Annotated in this window: 16 protein-coding genes; 4 read left to right on the top strand and 12 right to left on the bottom strand. The window is 71.9% G+C overall.

The window, feature by feature from the left end; all coding sequences use genetic code 11:
- Positions 1-217 precede the first annotated feature (217 nt).
- Positions 218-2,743, bottom strand: a complete 2,526-nt coding sequence (locus tag J5X86_RS03690; RefSeq protein WP_208515327.1) for an ATP-dependent Clp protease ATP-binding subunit — start codon at positions 2,741-2,743, stop codon at positions 218-220.
- Between the two features lie 476 nt (positions 2,744-3,219).
- Between J5X86_RS03690 and J5X86_RS03685 the strand changes: the two genes are divergently transcribed.
- Positions 3,220-3,822, top strand: coding sequence for an SCO3374 family protein (locus J5X86_RS03685; RefSeq protein ID WP_208515326.1), 603 nt, complete (start codon positions 3,220-3,222; stop codon positions 3,820-3,822).
- A gap of 5 nt (positions 3,823-3,827) precedes the next feature.
- Here the strand turns inward: J5X86_RS03685 and J5X86_RS03680 are convergent, their stop codons facing one another.
- The 10 genes from J5X86_RS03680 to J5X86_RS03635 all read right to left on the bottom strand — a co-directional run bounded on the left by J5X86_RS03680 (position 3,828) and on the right by J5X86_RS03635 (position 12,591).
- Positions 3,828-4,163 (bottom strand): Lsr2 family protein, encoded by a 336-nt coding sequence (locus J5X86_RS03680; protein WP_208515325.1) that lies wholly within the window; start codon positions 4,161-4,163, stop codon positions 3,828-3,830.
- 221 nt (positions 4,164-4,384) lie between these two features.
- Positions 4,385-4,906 carry an amino-acid N-acetyltransferase gene (locus J5X86_RS03675; protein ID WP_014061627.1) on the bottom strand — a complete coding sequence of 174 codons (522 nt, stop codon included), beginning with the start codon at positions 4,904-4,906 and terminating at the stop codon, positions 4,385-4,387.
- Positions 4,907-4,928: 22 nt separating this feature from the next.
- Complete coding sequence (locus tag J5X86_RS03670) at positions 4,929-5,324, bottom strand: BlaI/MecI/CopY family transcriptional regulator (RefSeq protein ID WP_078642159.1); 396 nt, start codon at positions 5,322-5,324, stop codon at positions 4,929-4,931.
- Between the two features lie 143 nt (positions 5,325-5,467).
- The gene (locus J5X86_RS03665; RefSeq protein WP_014061629.1) at positions 5,468-5,650 is read right to left on the bottom strand and encodes a hypothetical protein; all 183 of its coding nucleotides are present in this window, start codon (positions 5,648-5,650) and stop codon (positions 5,468-5,470) included.
- A gap of 130 nt (positions 5,651-5,780) precedes the next feature.
- Positions 5,781-6,593 carry a hypothetical protein gene (locus J5X86_RS03660; protein ID WP_243979230.1) on the bottom strand — a complete coding sequence of 271 codons (813 nt, stop codon included), beginning with the start codon at positions 6,591-6,593 and terminating at the stop codon, positions 5,781-5,783.
- Positions 6,594-6,958: 365 nt separating this feature from the next.
- A complete protein-coding gene (locus J5X86_RS03655; RefSeq protein WP_059142477.1) occupies positions 6,959-7,756 on the bottom strand; it encodes a type III pantothenate kinase in 798 nt (265 codons plus the stop codon).
- A gap of 107 nt (positions 7,757-7,863) precedes the next feature.
- Complete coding sequence (gene nadC / locus J5X86_RS03650; protein WP_208515324.1) at positions 7,864-8,898, bottom strand: carboxylating nicotinate-nucleotide diphosphorylase; 1,035 nt, start codon at positions 8,896-8,898, stop codon at positions 7,864-7,866.
- Positions 8,895-10,691 carry an L-aspartate oxidase gene (locus J5X86_RS03645; protein WP_208515323.1) on the bottom strand — a complete coding sequence of 599 codons (1,797 nt, stop codon included), beginning with the start codon at positions 10,689-10,691 and terminating at the stop codon, positions 8,895-8,897. The genes nadC and J5X86_RS03645 overlap by 4 nt, the downstream gene beginning before the upstream one ends.
- A complete protein-coding gene (panC, locus tag J5X86_RS03640; protein ID WP_208515322.1) occupies positions 10,688-11,659 on the bottom strand; it encodes a pantoate--beta-alanine ligase in 972 nt (323 codons plus the stop codon). Before panC ends, J5X86_RS03645 begins: the two co-directional genes overlap by 4 nt.
- A complete protein-coding gene (locus tag J5X86_RS03635; protein WP_208515321.1) occupies positions 11,656-12,591 on the bottom strand; it encodes a Rossmann-like and DUF2520 domain-containing protein in 936 nt (311 codons plus the stop codon). The genes panC and J5X86_RS03635 overlap by 4 nt, the downstream gene beginning before the upstream one ends.
- A 147-nt stretch (positions 12,592-12,738) precedes the next feature.
- Here J5X86_RS03635 and J5X86_RS03630 point away from each other — a divergent pair, with 147 nt between their 5' ends.
- On the top strand, positions 12,739-14,001 hold the full coding sequence (locus J5X86_RS03630; protein WP_208515320.1) for a low specificity L-threonine aldolase: 1,263 nt from the start codon (positions 12,739-12,741) through the stop codon (positions 13,999-14,001).
- Here the strand turns inward: J5X86_RS03630 and J5X86_RS03625 are convergent.
- Positions 13,909-14,283: a hypothetical protein gene (locus J5X86_RS03625; RefSeq protein WP_208515690.1), complete on the bottom strand. Its 375-nt coding sequence runs from the start codon at positions 14,281-14,283 to the stop codon at positions 13,909-13,911. The two genes, J5X86_RS03630 and J5X86_RS03625, sit on opposite strands and share 93 nt — an antisense overlap.
- Before the next feature lie 99 nt (positions 14,284-14,382).
- On the opposite strand from J5X86_RS03625, the gene J5X86_RS03620 reads away from it, so the two are divergent.
- Together J5X86_RS03620 and J5X86_RS03615 are read left to right on the top strand one after the other, a co-directional pair.
- Positions 14,383-15,465, top strand: a complete 1,083-nt coding sequence (locus J5X86_RS03620) for a DUF5937 family protein (protein ID WP_208515319.1) — start codon at positions 14,383-14,385, stop codon at positions 15,463-15,465.
- A gap of 99 nt (positions 15,466-15,564) precedes the next feature.
- The gene (locus J5X86_RS03615; RefSeq protein WP_208515318.1) at positions 15,565-15,912 is read left to right on the top strand and encodes a helix-turn-helix transcriptional regulator; all 348 of its coding nucleotides are present in this window, start codon (positions 15,565-15,567) and stop codon (positions 15,910-15,912) included.
- Positions 15,913-15,932: the final 20 nt, after the last annotated feature.

Genomic DNA, 15,932 nt, shown 5'->3' with positions numbered 1-15,932 from the left:
CCGAAGCCCCCAGAGCCCTGGTCCACTGGCTCTCCGGGCCCTCCCACGGCCGGGCGCGCCCCCAGTGCGTGTCAGACCGCCCCAGTGCGCGTCAGGGCGTGTCAGGGGCGTGTCAGGGCCCGTCAGGGGCGTGGCCACGCAAAAGGGCCGCCCCGGACCGGAACGGTCCGGGGCGGCCCCGTGGCGATGGACGACGCCGCGTTACCGCGTCGCCGCGTCACGCCTCCTTGCTGAGGTTCGGGCCCGCGCCACCGGCGGCGGACTCGACCGGCGGGGTGTCCGGCAGCGCCGCCTTCTCCTCGCCGCGGAAGGTGAACTTCTTCTCCTCACCCTCGCCCTCGGTGTCCACGACCACGATGTGGCCCGGACGCAGCTCGCCGAAGAGGATCTTCTCCGAGAGCACGTCCTCGATCTCGCGCTGGATCGTCCGGCGCAGCGGCCGGGCGCCCAGCACGGGGTCGTAGCCCCGCTTGGCGAGCAGCTTCTTGGCGTCACCGCTGAGCTCGATGCCCATGTCGCGGTCCTTGAGCCGCTCGTCCACCTTGGTGGTCATGAGGTCGACGATCTGGATGATGTCTTCCTCGGTGAGCTGGTGGAAGACCACGGTGTCATCGACACGGTTGAGGAACTCGGGCCGGAAGTGCTGCTTCAGCTCCTCGTTGACCTTGTTCTTCATCCGCTCGTAGCCGGTCTTCACATCGCCCTGGGCGGCGAAGCCCAGGTTGAAGCCCTTGGAGATGTCCCGGGTGCCGAGGTTGGTGGTCATGATGATCACCGTGTTCTTGAAGTCCACGACCCGGCCCTGGGAGTCGGTCAGCCGACCGTCCTCCAGGATCTGCAGCAGCGAGTTGAAGATGTCCGGGTGGGCCTTCTCGACCTCGTCGAAGAGGACCACGGAGAACGGCTTGCGGCGCACCTTCTCGGTGAGCTGGCCGCCCTCCTCGTAGCCCACGTATCCGGGCGGGGAGCCGAAGAGCCGCGAGACGGTGTGCTTCTCGCTGAACTCCGACATGTCGAGCGAGATCATCGCGTCCTCGTCGCCGAAGAGGAATTCGGCGAGAGTCTTGCTGAGCTCGGTCTTACCGACACCGGACGGGCCCGCGAAGATGAACGAGCCACCGGGGCGCTTGGGGTCCTTGAGGCCCGCACGCGTACGCCGGATGGCCTGGGAGAGCGCCTTGATGGCGTCCTTCTGGCCGATGACGCGCTTGTGCAGCTCGTCCTCCATGCGCAGCAGCCGGGAGGACTCCTCCTCGGTCAGCTTGAAGACCGGGATGCCCGTGGCCGTGGCCAGGACCTCGGCGATCAGCTCCTCGTCGACCTCGGCGACGACGTCCATGTCGCCGGCCTTCCACTCCTTCTCCCGCTTCGCCTTGGCGGCCAGGAGCTGCTTCTCCTTGTCGCGCAGGCCCGCGGCCATCTCGAAGTCCTGCGAGTCGATCGCGGACTCCTTCTCCCGGCGCACATCGGCGATCTTCTCGTCGAATTCGCGCAGGTCCGGCGGTGCGGTCATCCGGCGGATCCGCATCCGGGAACCGGCCTCGTCGATCAGGTCGATCGCCTTGTCCGGCAGGAAGCGGTCCGAGATGTAGCGGTCGGCCAGGGTGGCGGCCGCGACCAGGGCCGAGTCCGTGATCGAGACGCGGTGGTGCGCCTCGTAGCGGTCCCGCAGGCCCTTGAGGATCTCGATGGTGTGGGGCAGCGACGGCTCGGCGACCTGGATGGGCTGGAAACGGCGCTCCAGGGCCGCGTCCTTCTCCAGGTACTTGCGGTACTCGTCGAGCGTGGTCGCGCCGATGGTCTGCAGCTCGCCCCGCGCCAGCATCGGCTTGAGGATGCTGGCGGCATCGATCGCGCCCTCGGCGGCACCCGCACCCACCAGGGTGTGGAGCTCGTCGATGAACAGGATGATGTCGCCGCGGGTGCGGATCTCCTTGAGCACCTTCTTCAGGCGCTCCTCGAAATCACCGCGGTAGCGGGAGCCGGCGACCAGGGCGCCCAGGTCCAGGGTGTAGAGGTGCTTGTCCTTGAGGGTCTCGGGCACCTCGCCCTTGACGATCGCCTGGGCCAGTCCCTCGACGACCGCCGTCTTGCCGACGCCGGGCTCGCCGATGAGGACCGGGTTGTTCTTGGTACGGCGCGAAAGCACCTGCATGACCCGCTCGATCTCCTTCTCGCGCCCGATGACCGGGTCGAGCTTGGATTCGCGGGCGGCCTGCGTGAGATTGCGGCCGAACTGGTCCAGGACGAGCGAGGTGGAGGGAGTGCCCTCCGCCGGGCCGCCGGCGGTGGCGGCCTCCTTGCCCTGGTAGCCGGAGAGCAGCTGGATGACCTGCTGCCGCACCCGGTTCAGATCGGCACCCAGCTTCACGAGGACCTGGGCGGCGACGCCCTCGCCCTCGCGGATCAGGCCGAGCAGGATGTGCTCCGTACCGATGTAGTTGTGGCCGAGCTGGAGGGCCTCGCGGAGCGACAGCTCCAGGACCTTCTTGGCACGGGGGGTGAAGGGGATGTGCCCGGACGGGGCCTGCTGGCCCTGCCCGATGATCTCCTCCACCTGCTGGCGGACCGCCTCGAGCGAAATCCCGAGGCTCTCCAGGGCCTTAGCGGCGACACCCTCACCCTCGTGGATCAGGCCCAGGAGGATGTGTTCGGTGCCGATGTAGTTGTGGTTGAGCATCCGGGCTTCTTCCTGAGCCAGGACGACAACCCGCCGCGCGCGGTCGGTGAACCTCTCGAACATCGTTAATCGCTCCTCAGAGCGGTCAGAAAGATCGGGGACGATCCCCTCCCTGTCCTTCCGCATGCTAGTCCCGCAACCCGGGACAGCTCATTCCAACTGCCGACAACCGTCCGGATCACCCCCGCTCGCGCGGGGCAAACAGCCACTGGCTTCCTGCCCGAACAGCCGACAACTGCCTTAACCCGATGGTGCGAGACGATGTTCCCGCAGGCCAGGCATCTACGCCCACCGCCAGTACGCCGATGGCGAACGCCGCTTCCTCCCGACACGCGGACCGCCCCTCCCCACTAGGGATGTCTTACCCGCAAGCACAGATAGTCCATGCCGTAGAGGCCGGTTCCATCCGCTACGGGCGAACAACCTTGCGTCCGTTCACCGGCCCTGCAGGACCCCTTACGGGCACGGTGCGCGCACGGGCCCGCACGGTAGGTCATCCGGGGCGTAACCAAGCGGGACGGCGGAGAGTTCTGCTGGGCATGATCCACAGGGTCCACGGCGCGAGGCCGTCCGCACCGACGACACCGGCTCCCTTTTCACGCTGGTACGAGCGGGAGCTGGGCTGGCCGACGGCCGGCAGCGATCCCGTCGAATTGCTCACGGGGGTGGCCTTCGACGTCATCGAACTGCCGGCCGTGGCCGGATTGGCGATGCTGCGGCGCGTACCGCGGACCGGTCCGGTCGCGGTGGAGGGCGCCTGGATGCGGCTCCTGGTGGCCCTTGGCAGCGCCGACGAGCTTCCGGGGCTGCTCGACTGGCTGGAGTGGGGCGCTGTGGCCCTGGACCTTGGCGCGATCGGCGCCGGAGGCCGGATCACCGCGCCATGCCCCTCCCGCTCCTGGCCGCCGCCCCTGGCCGCCGGGGCGCCCGGAGAGCGATGCCCGCAGGAGGCCGCCGTATGGCTGCGACCTCCCGACCCGAGGGGCGAGGTGGAGCCAACGCTGCCGAGGACAGGCTTCGGGGGCGATGGGGGCGCCCCCGATCTCGTACGGCTCGTGAGCACGGCGGCTACCGAATGCCTCCGCACCCGATTGGTGCGCGCCCGGCCACTGCCAAGGCAGCGGCGAGCCGGGAAAGGCTGACGCGCTCAGCCGTTGGCCTTCTCGTACGCCTCACGAACGGTCGCCGGAACACGGCCGCGGTCGTTGACCTCGTAGCCGTTCTCCTTCGCCCAGGCGCGGATCTTCGCGGTGTCCTGGCTTCCGCCCGACGCCGCGCGCGCCTTGCCCCGGCCGCCGGAGGCCCGGCCACCGGTACGCCGCCCGCCCTTGGTGTAGGGCTCCAGGGCGTCACGGAGCTTGTCCGCGTTGTTGGTGGTGAGGTCGATCTCGTAGCTCTTGCCGTCAAGCGAGAACGTCACGGTCTCGTCCGCCTCGCCACCGTCGAGGTCGTCGACAAGAAGGACCTGAACCTTCTGTGCCATGGGGTTCCTTTCAGGGAAAACGGGGGGCTCAGGGGTGCGGCGTTAGCCGCTGATGACTCACCCCCCAGGTAATTACACTACGAGAGAATAGGAAACCGCCTTTCCCGGAAAAACACAAACCCCCCGGGAAGGTTCGACGGATCCGCCAAGCGGGAAGCCTCATGGAAGGTCATGTTCCGGAGCTATGTGATAGGGGAGCGATTCGGACATAGGGCCCGCGATCACAGTTGCAGAAGCATCCGGCTGTTGCCAAGGGTGTTCGGCTTCACCCGTTCGAGACCAAGGAACTCGGCGACGCCCTCGTCATAGGAACGCAGGAGCTCGCTGTACACATCGCCGTCGACCGGCGTCTCGCCGATCTCCACGAAGCCGTGCCTGGTGAAGAAGTCGACTTCGAAGGTGAGGCAGAAAATGCGCCGCACCCCCAGCCAGCGCGCCGTCTGCAACAGCTTGTCGAGCACCAGGTGGCCTACGCCGGTGCCCTTGAGAGTCCGATCGACGGCGAGAGTGCGGACCTCCGCGAGGTCTTCCCACATGACGTGCAGCGCTCCACAGCCAATGACCTCAGCGTCCTCGTCGCGCTCGGCGACCCAGAACTCCTGGATGTCCTCGTAAAGCGTCACGGTGGCTTTGTCGAGCAGGATGCGATCGTCCACGTACGAGTCGATGAGGCGGCGCACCGCCCGTACATCGCCGGTCCGGGCACGGCGGACGGTGACTACTTTTGATAGTGGGGAGGACATGACCGGACGCTATCGCCCTGGGTCATCGCCCCGACTCACCGGGGCTCTCCCCGGTCTCCCCCAGTTGTGCGACGCGCATGGCATCCCGTAGTGCGTCCCGCTGCTCTTCGGACATCATCCCGAAGAACGCGACGAGAGCGGCCGCGGGGTTGTCACTGGTCGACCACGCTTCGTTCATCAGTGCGGCCGAGTAGGCGGCGCGCGTGGAGACCGCGGCATATCGATAGGCGCGGCCTTCAACCTCCCGGCGCAGCCAGCCCTTGTGATGGAGGTTGTCCATTACGGTCATGACGGTGGTGTAGGCGATCGAGCGTTCCCGCTGAAGGTCTTCCAGCACTTCGCGGACCGTGACCGGGCGGTTCCACTTCCACACCCGCGTCATGACCGCGTCTTCGAGATCTCCCAATGGCCTAGGCACACCGAGAATAATAGTGGGAGATGTCCCGAATGTCGGGAGGTCTGCGCGGGAAAAGCCACACGCCCCGGAACGCGATGCGTCCCGGGGCGTGGTCCGGCGTGGTGTGCGGGGGTGGCGGCGCCCGATGGGCCCGATCGATCCGATCAGGCCGTCTCGCGCTCCGGGGCCGGGCCCTCGGCCTCGGTGCGGGCCGCCAGCGCCGCGTCCACCGCGGCGTCCTCCTTGGACTTGTTGGCGCCGCCCTGGCTCTTCACCATCGTCACGATGAGCGCGGTGAAGGCCACGGCCATCACGACGGGCGGAATCAGCGCGGAGACATAATCCATGGCTCTCGGCCTCCTTTTGCTCGAGACCACCAGATTACGCGGCGCGCCGCGGCCTCCCGGAGCCGGGCACCGGCCCGGGCGCGGCGGCCCGGGGGCCGGGCGGGGGCAGGGGCGGGGCCCAGGCCCGGGGTCAGGCGGAACGGGCCCCGGCGCCGAGCCGCGACTCCTGCTCCGGCGGCGGCGAGGGGCGGCGCTTGGGCGGGAAGACCTCCGCCGGCGTAGGCACCGGACGCCCCGGGCGCGGCGCCCGGCGGCCCGGCTCCCGTCGCTTCGGCTCCTCGCGGTCGCCATGCTCCGGCGCCGCGGGCTTCTTGCGCGGCTGCGGTTCCCGCTTGGGCTCGTCGGCCTTCTGGAGCGCTTCGAGCACGGCCTCCGACTCCTTCCGCACCGTCCCCTGCGCGGCCGTCCTGGGCGCCGCCGAGACCCCGCCGGGCAGGGCGCGCAGCCGGGGCCCCACGGGGCTCGTGCGCGGCTGTACGACGGCGCCGGCGCGCTCCGCGAGCCGGGCGCGCACGCCCCGCTCGGCAAGGCGCTCGCAGTGGCTCAGCAGCGCGCGTCGGCGCGTCGCCTCACCACCCCCGGCGGCCGACCCGCACAGCGCGCGGAGCGCGGCCAGATCCTCGGCCAGCGGCTCGTAACCGGCCGCGAGGGCGCCCTGGAGCTGCTCGAGATAGCCGACGGCGGCGCCGGGCAGGGCGGCGCGGTAGCGGGCGAGCTCGTCGAGCAGGAACGCTCGCAGCCGCCCGCCCTCGCGGGCCGCTTCGTCCACGGCCTCGGCGAGCCGGAGACAGTCCTGGACCTCCTCCGCCCGGTCCGGGCCGAGGGGGCCGGCAGAGGGAGTGACGGGGTCGGGTCGGAGGGCGATGGCGAGGGCGCGTCGGAGCACACGCAGCTCATCCGCACTGAACGCCATTCCGCCGCGGGATCCATATGGCGTGGGCATGGGGCGACTTTAAGTGCTAAGCGGACAAATTTCGCTGAGCGCCGGACGGTGCGGCGCGTTGCGGACACCGAGCCGCCATAGACGCCGAGCCGCCATACGGGGGAAGCGCCGGACGGGGCCGCGTCGAGGCGGCCCCGTCCGGACCCGGCACCCGGGGCGGACCGTCGCATCCGGGTGCCGGTGTACATGGTCGACGGCCCTTCCGCTTGTCAATACGGAATTCGAAGTGCCGTCTTTCCCTTGACCGCTCCGTGACCAATGGCGAAGAGCGATCGGACGCCCCGGCGAATCCAGGGCGGCGGGAATTCGTTTCGGAATGCCGTCAATACGGTCGAGCACGCAGGTGAAGAGCTGATCGCCGGTGCTCAGCCGCGCGAGACGTTCCGCTCGTAGACCAGTCTGAGGCCGATCAGGGTCAACCAGGGTTCATGCTCATCGATCACTGAGGATTCTCCTAGCACCATGGGCGCCAGCCCGCCGGTGGCGATCACGGTGACGTCCTCCGGGTCCTGGGCCAGCTCCCGCGCCATTCGCCGGACGATCCCGTCCACCTGGCCCGCGAAGCCGTAGAGGATGCCGGACTGCATGGCCTCCACCGTGTTCTTCCCGATCACGCTGCGCGGGCGGGCCAGCTCGATCTTGCGCAATTGCGCCCCGCGTACGCCCAGCGCCTCGACCGAGATCTCGATGCCCGGCGCGATCACCCCGCCCACGTACTCGCCGCGCGCGCTGACCGCGTCGAAGGTCGTCGCGGTGCCGAAGTCGACGACCACGCACGGACCCTCGTACAGCTCGACGGCGGCCAGCGCGTTGATGATCCGGTCGGCGCCGACCTCCTTGGGGTTGTCCATCAGGATCGGCACACCGGTCTTCACGCCCGGCTCGACCAGGACGGACGGCACATCGCCGTAGTAGCGGCGGGTCACCTCGCGCAGCTCGTGGAGCACCGAGGGGACGGTGGAGCAGATGGAGATGCCCGCGATGCCGTCGCCCAGCTCCTCGCCGAGCAGCGGGTGCATGCCCATCAGACCCTGCAGCAGGACGGCGAGTTCATCGGCGGTGCGGCGGGCGTCGGTGGAGATCCGCCAGTGCTCGACGATCTCCTCGCCGTCGAACAGCCCCAGCACGGTGTGGGTGTTTCCGACGTCGATGGTCAGCAGCATGGGCGGCACCGCTTCCGGGCGGGCTGACGGCCGAGGACGAGCCCTGGGGTGGTGGGTGGGGCGACGGGCGGGCGGGTGTTTCCGGCGTCGATGGTCAGCGGCATCGCTTACTTCCCCTCGGACTCGCGCAGGTCCAGGCCGATGTCCAGGATCGGGGAGGAGTGGGTGAGCGCGCCGACCGCCAGATAGTCGACGCCCGTCTCGGCGTACGTACGGGCGTTTGCGAGCGTCAGCCGTCCCGAGGACTCCAGCGCGGCGCGCCCGGCGACCAGCTCGACGGCCTCGCGGGTCCGCTCCGGGGTGAAGTTGTCCAGCAGGATGAGGTCCGCGCCCGCCTCCAGGACCGGCGGAATCTGGTCGAGGGTGTCGACCTCCACCTCGATCGGCACGTCCGGGAACTCGGCCCGCACGGCGCCGAACGCCTCCGCCACGCCGCCCGCCGCGATCACGTGGTTGTCCTTGACCAGCGCGGCGTCCGAGAGCGACATCCGGTGGTTGACCCCGCCGCCGCAGCGCACCGCGTACTTCTCCAGGGCGCGCAGCCCCGGGGTGGTCTTACGGGTGTCACGGACCTTGGTCTTCGTCCCGTCGAGGGCATCGGCCCACGCACGCGTCGCCGTCGCGATACCGGAGAGCCGGCACAGGAGGTTGAGCGCGCTGCGCTCACCGGTGAGCAGGTCGCGGGTGCGGGTGCGGACGCTGAGCAGCTTCTGGCCCGCCGCCACCCGGTCGCCGTCCTCGACATGCCGCTCGACCTCGAACTCGTCCGTACAGACGACGGACAGGATCGCCTCGGCGATCCGCAGCCCCGCGACGGTGCCCGCCTCACGGGCCGTGAAGTCACCGGTGGCGAAGGCGTCCTCGGAGACGGTGGCCACGGTGGTGACGTCCACGCCCTGGTCGAGGTCCTCCTCGATGGCCATGTGCGCGATGTCCTCGACCTGGATGGGGTCGAGTCCGGCACTGATCAGCAGCTCGGCCAGGTCGGGGTCCAGACCGCACTCCATCGGGTCGAGCCCGGCGCCGTCGGCGTCGTCGCCGCAGCCGCAGGCGTCGCCACAGCCCGCCGCCTCGCCGGGGCGGCCGATCTGCAGCAGCGGCAGGGACACGGATGGCTGGCGTGCTTCGGAGGTGCTGCTCACGGGCGGGACTCCGTCTCGGTTCGGGGGGTGGTCGGTGGGGGAAACGCTTCGGAGTCCGTGGAACGCACCTCGAGGGCGCCGTCCGGGCCGAGGGTGACCAGGAGGTGGCGGCGCCAGGCGGCGTCGTCCCGCGCGGGGCGGTCCTCGCGCCAGTGGCAGCCGCGGGTCTCCTCTCGGCGGAGCGCGGCGGCGACCAGGACCCGGGCGACCAGATGGAGGTTGGTGGCCTCCCAGGTCTCGACCCCCGGCTCGGCCGTCTTGCCGTCCCGGCGTAGCTGGGCCGCGGCTTCGTCGTGGACGCGCTCCAGCCGGTCGGCGGCGCGGGCCAGGCTCTCGGCGGAGCGCAGGACTCCGGCGCCGTGGGTCATGATGTGCTGGATCTCGTAGCGGGCCTCGGAGGCCAGTAGGGGCGCTCCACCGGGGGCACCCTCGTCCGGCCCGGTCCGCTCGTCCGGCCCGGGCCGGACGGCGGCCGTGGCGGGCCGCGCGGGGCCCTCGGCTCCGGCGGCTCCGGCGGCTCCGGCGGTGATGTCCTCCGCGATGCGCTCCGCGAAGACCAGGCCCTCCAGAAGGGAGTTGGAGGCCAGCCGGTTGGCGCCGTGGACACCGGTGCAGGCGACCTCCCCGCAGGCGTAGAGCCCGGGGACGGTGGTGCGGCCGTGCAGATCGGTGCGGACCCCGCCGCTCGCGTAGTGCGCGGCCGGGGCGACCGGGATGGGCTCGGTCACCGGGTCGATGCCGTGCGCGCGGCAGGCGGCCAGGATGGTCGGGAAGCGCCGCTCCCACATCCGGGCCCCGAAGTGGCGGGCGTCCAGGTACATATGCTCGGCGCCGCGCTCCTGCATCCGCCGCATGATGCCCTTGGCGACGATGTCGCGGGGCGCCAGCTCGGCCAGTTCGTGCTGCCCCTGCATGAAGCGCACCCCGTCGGCGTCGACGAGATGGGCGCCCTCGCCGCGCACCGCCTCCGAGACCAGCGGCTGCTGGCCCTCCGCCTCCGGGCCCAGCCACAGCACCGTGGGGTGGAACTGCACGAACTCCAGATCGCTGACCTCGGCCCCGGCGCGCAGCGCGAGCGCGACCCCGTCGCCGGTGGAGACGGCGGGGTTGGTGGTCGCGGAGAAGATCTGGCCCATGCCGCCCGTGGCGAGGACCACCGCGTCCGCCCGCACCGCGCCCACGCCGTCCCGCTGGCCCTCGCCCATGACGTGCAGGGTGACCCCGGCAGCCCGGCCGGAGCCGTCCTTGAGCAGGTCGAGCACCAGGGCGTTCTCCACGGTGTCGATACCGGCCTCGCGCACCGCCTCGACCAGGGCCCGGGAGATCTCTGCGCCGGTCGCGTCGCCGCCCGCGTGGGCGATCCGGCGGCGGTGGTGGCCGCCCTCGCGGGCCAGCAGGATCTCGCCGGTGTCGTCGGCGTCGAAGCGGGCGCCGGTGGCGATGAGCCGCCGCACCGCGTCGGGCCCCTCGGTGACCAGCGTCCGTACCGCCCGCTCGTCGCAGAGCCCGGCGCCGGCCACCAGGGTGTCGTCCAGATGCTGCTCGGGGGTGTCGCCCTCGCCGAGGGCGGCGGCTATGCCGCCCTGGGCCCAGCGCGTGGAGCCGTCGTCCAGGCGGGCCTTGGTGACCACGGTGACCCTGGCCCCGGCCGCGGCACAGCGCAGCGCAGCGGTCAGCCCGGCGACCCCGGAACCGACGACCACGACATCCGCGTCGGTGGCCCAGCCCGGGGCAGAAGCGCGCAGGGCGGTGGCGGGGGCCACGACGTCGGGCCGCCCGGTCGGATGGGTCATCGGGCGGCTCCGATCCACAGGCGGATGTTGTCTATCAGGCGGGTGGCGCCGACCTTGGCCGCGACGGCCAGCACGGCCTCGCCGGTGTATCCGTCGGAGACCTCGGTGAAGTCGGCGGGATCGGCCAGGCCCAGATAGTCGAGGACGAGCGGCGGTTCGAGCCGCGCCGCCTCGTCGAGCACCACCCGCGCCGCGGACCGCACCGCGGCGGGGGACGCGACCCGTATGAGCTCGTGCTCCTCGGCGCCGGCCGGGCCCTCCCCGGCCGCCAGCAGCCCCGCCTCACGCCCCGCGAACAGCGCCCGGGACAGCGCCAGCGCGGTGTCCCGCTCCTGGGCCGACAGATAGCGGTTACGGCTGGAGAGGGCGAGCCCGTCGCCCTCCCGGACGGTGGGGACGCCGACGATCTCGACCGGGAAGTCCAGGTCGCGCGCCATCCGGCGGACCAGCGCAAGCTGCTGGGCGTCCTTCTCGCCGAAGAAGGCGGCATCGGGGCGGGTGAGATGGAGCAGCTTGGCGACGACGGTGAGCATCCCGTCGAAGTGGCCGGGCCGCGAGGCGCCCTCATAGCGCTCGCCCATGGCGCCCGCGGTGATCCGGATGTGCGGCTCGCCGCCCGGATACATCTCCTCGGCGGCGGGGGCGAAGACGATGTCCGCGCCCGCCTCGGCCGCGACCTTGAGGTCGGCGTCGAGGGTGCGCGGATAGCGGTCGAGGTCCTCGCCCGCGCCGAACTGCAGCGGATTGACGAAGACGGTGACGGTCACCAGGCCCTTGGCGCCCACCCGGGCACGGGCGGCGCGGATGAGCGAGGCGTGCCCGTCGTGCAGCGCGCCCATGGTCATCACGACGGCTGTGCGCCCCGGCACGGCGAAGTGGGCGAGCGCCGCGTCCAGATCCGAGCGATGGCGGAACAGCTCCACATCCGGCTCCCCAGGAAGCGCCTTGGTCCACAGCTTCGGGCTCATGTCTCACTGCCTCCCCGGCCCCGTACGTCGGTCACATCCGAGAGCACGCCCAGCAGGTCCTCCGCGAGCTCCGGCTTGAGCAGGCCGTGCGCGAGCGCCCGGTCCGCGGTCGTACGGGCCATGGCCAGATAGCCGGCCACGGCGTGCGGGGCGTGCCGCCGCAGCTCGGCGACATGGGCGGCGACCGTGCCCGCGTCGCCGCGCGCGACCGGGCCGGTCAGCGCGGCGTCACCGCTGCGCAGCGCGTTGTCCAGCGCGGCGCCGAGGAGCGGGCCGAGCATCCGGTCGGGGGCCTCGACCCCGGACGCGCGCAGCAGCTCCAGGGACTGGGCGACCAGCGTGGTGAGGTGGTTGGCGCCGATGGCGAGGGCGGCGTGATAGAGCGGGCGGGACTCCTCCGCGATCCACTCGGGCTCCCCGCCCATCTCGATGACCAGCGCCTGGGCCGCCAGCCGCAGCTCCTCGGGGGCGGTGACCCCGAAGGAGCAGCCGGCCAGCCGCTGGACGTCCACCGAGGTGCCGGTGAAGGTCATGACGGGGTGCAGCGCGAGCGGCAGCGCACCGGCCCGCAGCGCGGGCTCCAGCACGCTGACGCCATAGCGGCCGGAGGTGTGCACCAGAAGCTGGCCGGGGCGCACCGCACCGGTTTCGGTGAGGCCCTCGATCAGCTCGGGGAGCGCGTCGTCGGGGACGGTGAGCAGCACCAGCTCGGCCCGCGCCAGCACCTCGGAGGGCGGGACGATCGGGACCTCGGGGAGCAGGGCGGCGGCCCGGCGCACGGAGGCGTCGGAGACACCGGAGGCGGCGACCGGGCGGTGTCCGGCCAGCCGCAGCGAGGCGGCGAGGGCCGGGCCGACGCGGCCCGCGCCGACGACCCCGACGGTGAGCCGGGCCGGCCGGTCCTGCGGCTCGGGAAGTGGTTGTGCGTTCACGCGACAGCGGCCTTCCGTTCCAGTCCTCAGGGGGTACCGGACGATTCCCCGCCATGCTACGCGAGTGTTTCCGGGGGAGTTTGGCCGTAGCCCGGGCCTGTGGACAACTCTGTGGTCCGATGGACACCCGTGCGACATGATCGGCCCATGAAGGACAGGACGGGCGAGGCAGACGAGTCGGACGGCACGCGCATCGCCGCGGACGGGACGGCGGACGAGACTCCAGCCGGGGCGGACGACGCCACCGGCGACACGGACCGGGCCGCGCGAGTGCGCCGCCGCGCGGCCTGGCACGGCTCCGAGCGGACGCTCACCCGCGGGCCCGCGGAGGGGCGGATCACCGAGCGGCTGGCCGGCCTCACGGCCGCCCTTACGGCCGACCCCTCGCCGTACGGCGGGGACGGCTGGGTGGACATGTACGGGGACGGCATCGTCGAGGAGCTGGAGCGGCGGGTCGCTGCGCTGCTCGGCATGGAGGCCGCGGCGTTCTTCCCCACCGGCACCATGGCGCAGCAGGTCGCGCTGCGCTGCTGGGCGGGGCGCACCGGCAATCCGGTGGTGGCGGTGCATCCGCTGGCGCATCTGGAGGTGCATGAGCGGGACGCGTATCTGACGGTGAGCGGGCTGCGCGCGGTGCGTCCCACGAGCGAGCCGCGGCCGCCCACCGCCGAGGACGTCCTCGACCTCGACGAGCCGTTCGGCACGCTCGCCCTCGAACTCCCGCTGCGCGACGCCGGATTCGTGCTGCCCGAGTGGGACGAGCTGGTCGCGGTCGTGGAGGCGGCCCGGGAGCGGGACGCGGTGGTGCACTTCGACGGGGCGCGGCTGTGGGAGTGCACGGCCCACTTCGGCCGGGAGCTGCCGGAGATCGCCGCCCTGGCGGACTCCGTCTATGTGTCCTTCTACAAGTCGGTGGACGGCATCTCGGGAGCGGCGCTGGCCGGGCCCGAGACCCTGGTGGCGGAGGCCAGGGCGTGGCGGCACCGGTACGGCGGCCAGCTCTTCCAGCAGTGGCCGGCGGCGCTGGCCGCGCTGGACGGCCTGGACCGTGAGCTGCCGAGGCTGCCGTCGTACGTGGCGCACGCGCGGGTGGTGGCACAGGCGCTGCGGACGGCGTTCACGGCCGAGGGGGTGGGGTGGTCCCGGGTGCATCCCGAGGTGCCGCACACCCACCAGTTCCAGGTGTGGCTGCCGTATCCGGCAGCGGTGCTGGACGAGGCGGGGGTGCGGCTGGCGGAGGAGACCCGGACGACGCTGTTCCGTCGCTGGCGGGAGCCGGGGCCGCCCGGTCTGGCCATGACGGAGCTGACGGTCGCCTCACCCGCACTCGACTGGACGGCCGACGACGTCACGGCCGCGGCCGGTGCCTTTCTCGCCCGGGTCCGGGAGCTCATGGAGGGGGAGGGCTGACCGGCGCCGCAGGGCGGCCAGCGCCTCCCTGATCGCCCTTACGGCGCGCGGCATCGCCCTGACGGCATGCGGCATCGCCCTTACGGCGCCCGGCGCGTCCGTAAGGCGGTCATGGCGGCCGCGGCGGCGGGCCGGGCGGCCCGCCATCACGGCCTGGACGTCGCGGTACTCCCGCAGCTCCCGGATGGTGCGCCAGTCGTGGCGGCCCGGTGCGGGCGGGGCGGGCTCGCCGCGCCGGGCGGCCCGGTACAGGTCGAGTGCGTACTGCTCGGTGAGGGACATGGCTCGACGGTCTGCCGGGCCCCGGGCGCCCGTCACGCCGATTGACGGCGGCCGTCAAACGAGGGCGGCGCCGGGGGCGGGCTCCCGCACCATGGGCTCATGGCCAATGTCATCGACATCGCCGGGCTGCCGCCCGAGCGCATCGTCTTCAGCCCGTCCCCGCTCGCCGAGCTGGGCGCCGCGCTCCATGTGCTGTCCGAGCCCGGCCACCACCCCGGGCTGCACGGCTGGGCCACCGCCACGTCCTCCGCGCTCAAGCCGGACCTCGCCGACCGGCTCTGCGAGGCGGACTTCCTGTGGCGCACCTCCCGCTCCGATCTGCTGCTCCCGGCCGTCCCCGGGGCGACGCTCGCGGAGGAGCTGGACGCGCTGGACCGGATCGACGACGAGATGTTCGTGGCAGCGGCCTTCGAGATCGCCTGCTCCCCCTCGTACTCCCGGCACACCCCCTCGCCGCTGGTCGACGCGGACGAGCGGGCCCGGGTCCGCGAGATGGCGGCCGCGCGGGGGCCACGCCAGGCGGCCTTCACCCACCGCATGCTGGAGGACCCGGACGGGCTGCGGGTCTGGTTGCGGCGGCTGCTGGAGGACTGCGACCAGGCGTTCTTCGCCGACACCTGGCGGCGGACGCGGATCCAGCTTGCCGCCGACGCCCGCCATAAGGCGGAACTGCTGCAGCGCAAGGGGCTCGGGGAGGCCCTGACGGCGGCCTCCGCCGCGCTGTCGCTGTCGGAGGCCGGGGACAGCATCCTGGTCGACAAGCTGGCGGGCGGCCGGACGACGGCGTACGGAGAGGGCATCACCTTCATCCCGACCGCCTTCGGCTGGCCGCATCTCATCGTCCTGTACGCCCCCGGCTGGCGCCCGGTGATCCAGTACCCGGTCGCCGCCCCCGAACTCCCCCCGCCCGCCGCCCTGGAGCTCGTCCAGCGCCGCCTCAAGGCCCTGGCCCACCCAATGCGGATGCGGCTGTGCCGCACCCTGGCCCGCGGCCCGCACACCACCGGTGAGCTCTCCGAGTCGTACGGCATCACGCCCCCGGAGGTCTCCCGCCACATCGCCGTGCTGAAGAAGGCCGGTCTCCTCACCACCCGCCGCCGCGGCCGCTATGTGCTGCACCAGCTCGACCTGACGTCGGTGGCCCGCCTGGGCAGCGACTTCCTGGAGAGCGTGCTGCGGTAAGGCCCTGTCTGTAGCGTGCGGCCCCAGGGGCTCCGCCTAAAATGTTCACCCCAGAGTGAACACAGACCGGGCCATAAGCGGCAGAGGAGCAGAGCAGCGATGAGCAACCGAAGCCACCGGGCCGCACCCGAGCACACCCACCCCGACGACGTCCCGGTGCAGACCGCCCTCGCGGCGCTCGCCGACCCCGTGCGGCTTCAGCTCGTCCGTGAACTGGCCACCACGGCCGACTGGGAGCACACCTGCGGCACCTTCGACGTGCCCGTGGGCAAGGCGGCGCTCAGCCACCACTTCTCGGTGCTGCGCGCGGCAGGGCTGATCGAACAGCGCGACATGGGCCCCAAGCGCGTCAACCGGCTGCGCCGCCCGGAGTTCGACCAGCGCTTCCCCGGACTGCTCGACCTGGTCCTGCGCGACCGGCGGGAGAACGGCGAGAACGAACGGTAGACGGCCGTCCCCAGAACGCC

Source organism: Streptomyces sp. NEAU-YJ-81, assembly GCF_017592595.1.
Classification (GTDB): Bacteria; Actinomycetota; Actinomycetes; order Streptomycetales; family Streptomycetaceae; genus Streptomyces; species Streptomyces hygroscopicus_B.
Note: the sequence above shows the minus strand (reverse complement) of the source record. Positions and strands in the feature narration are given on the sequence as shown.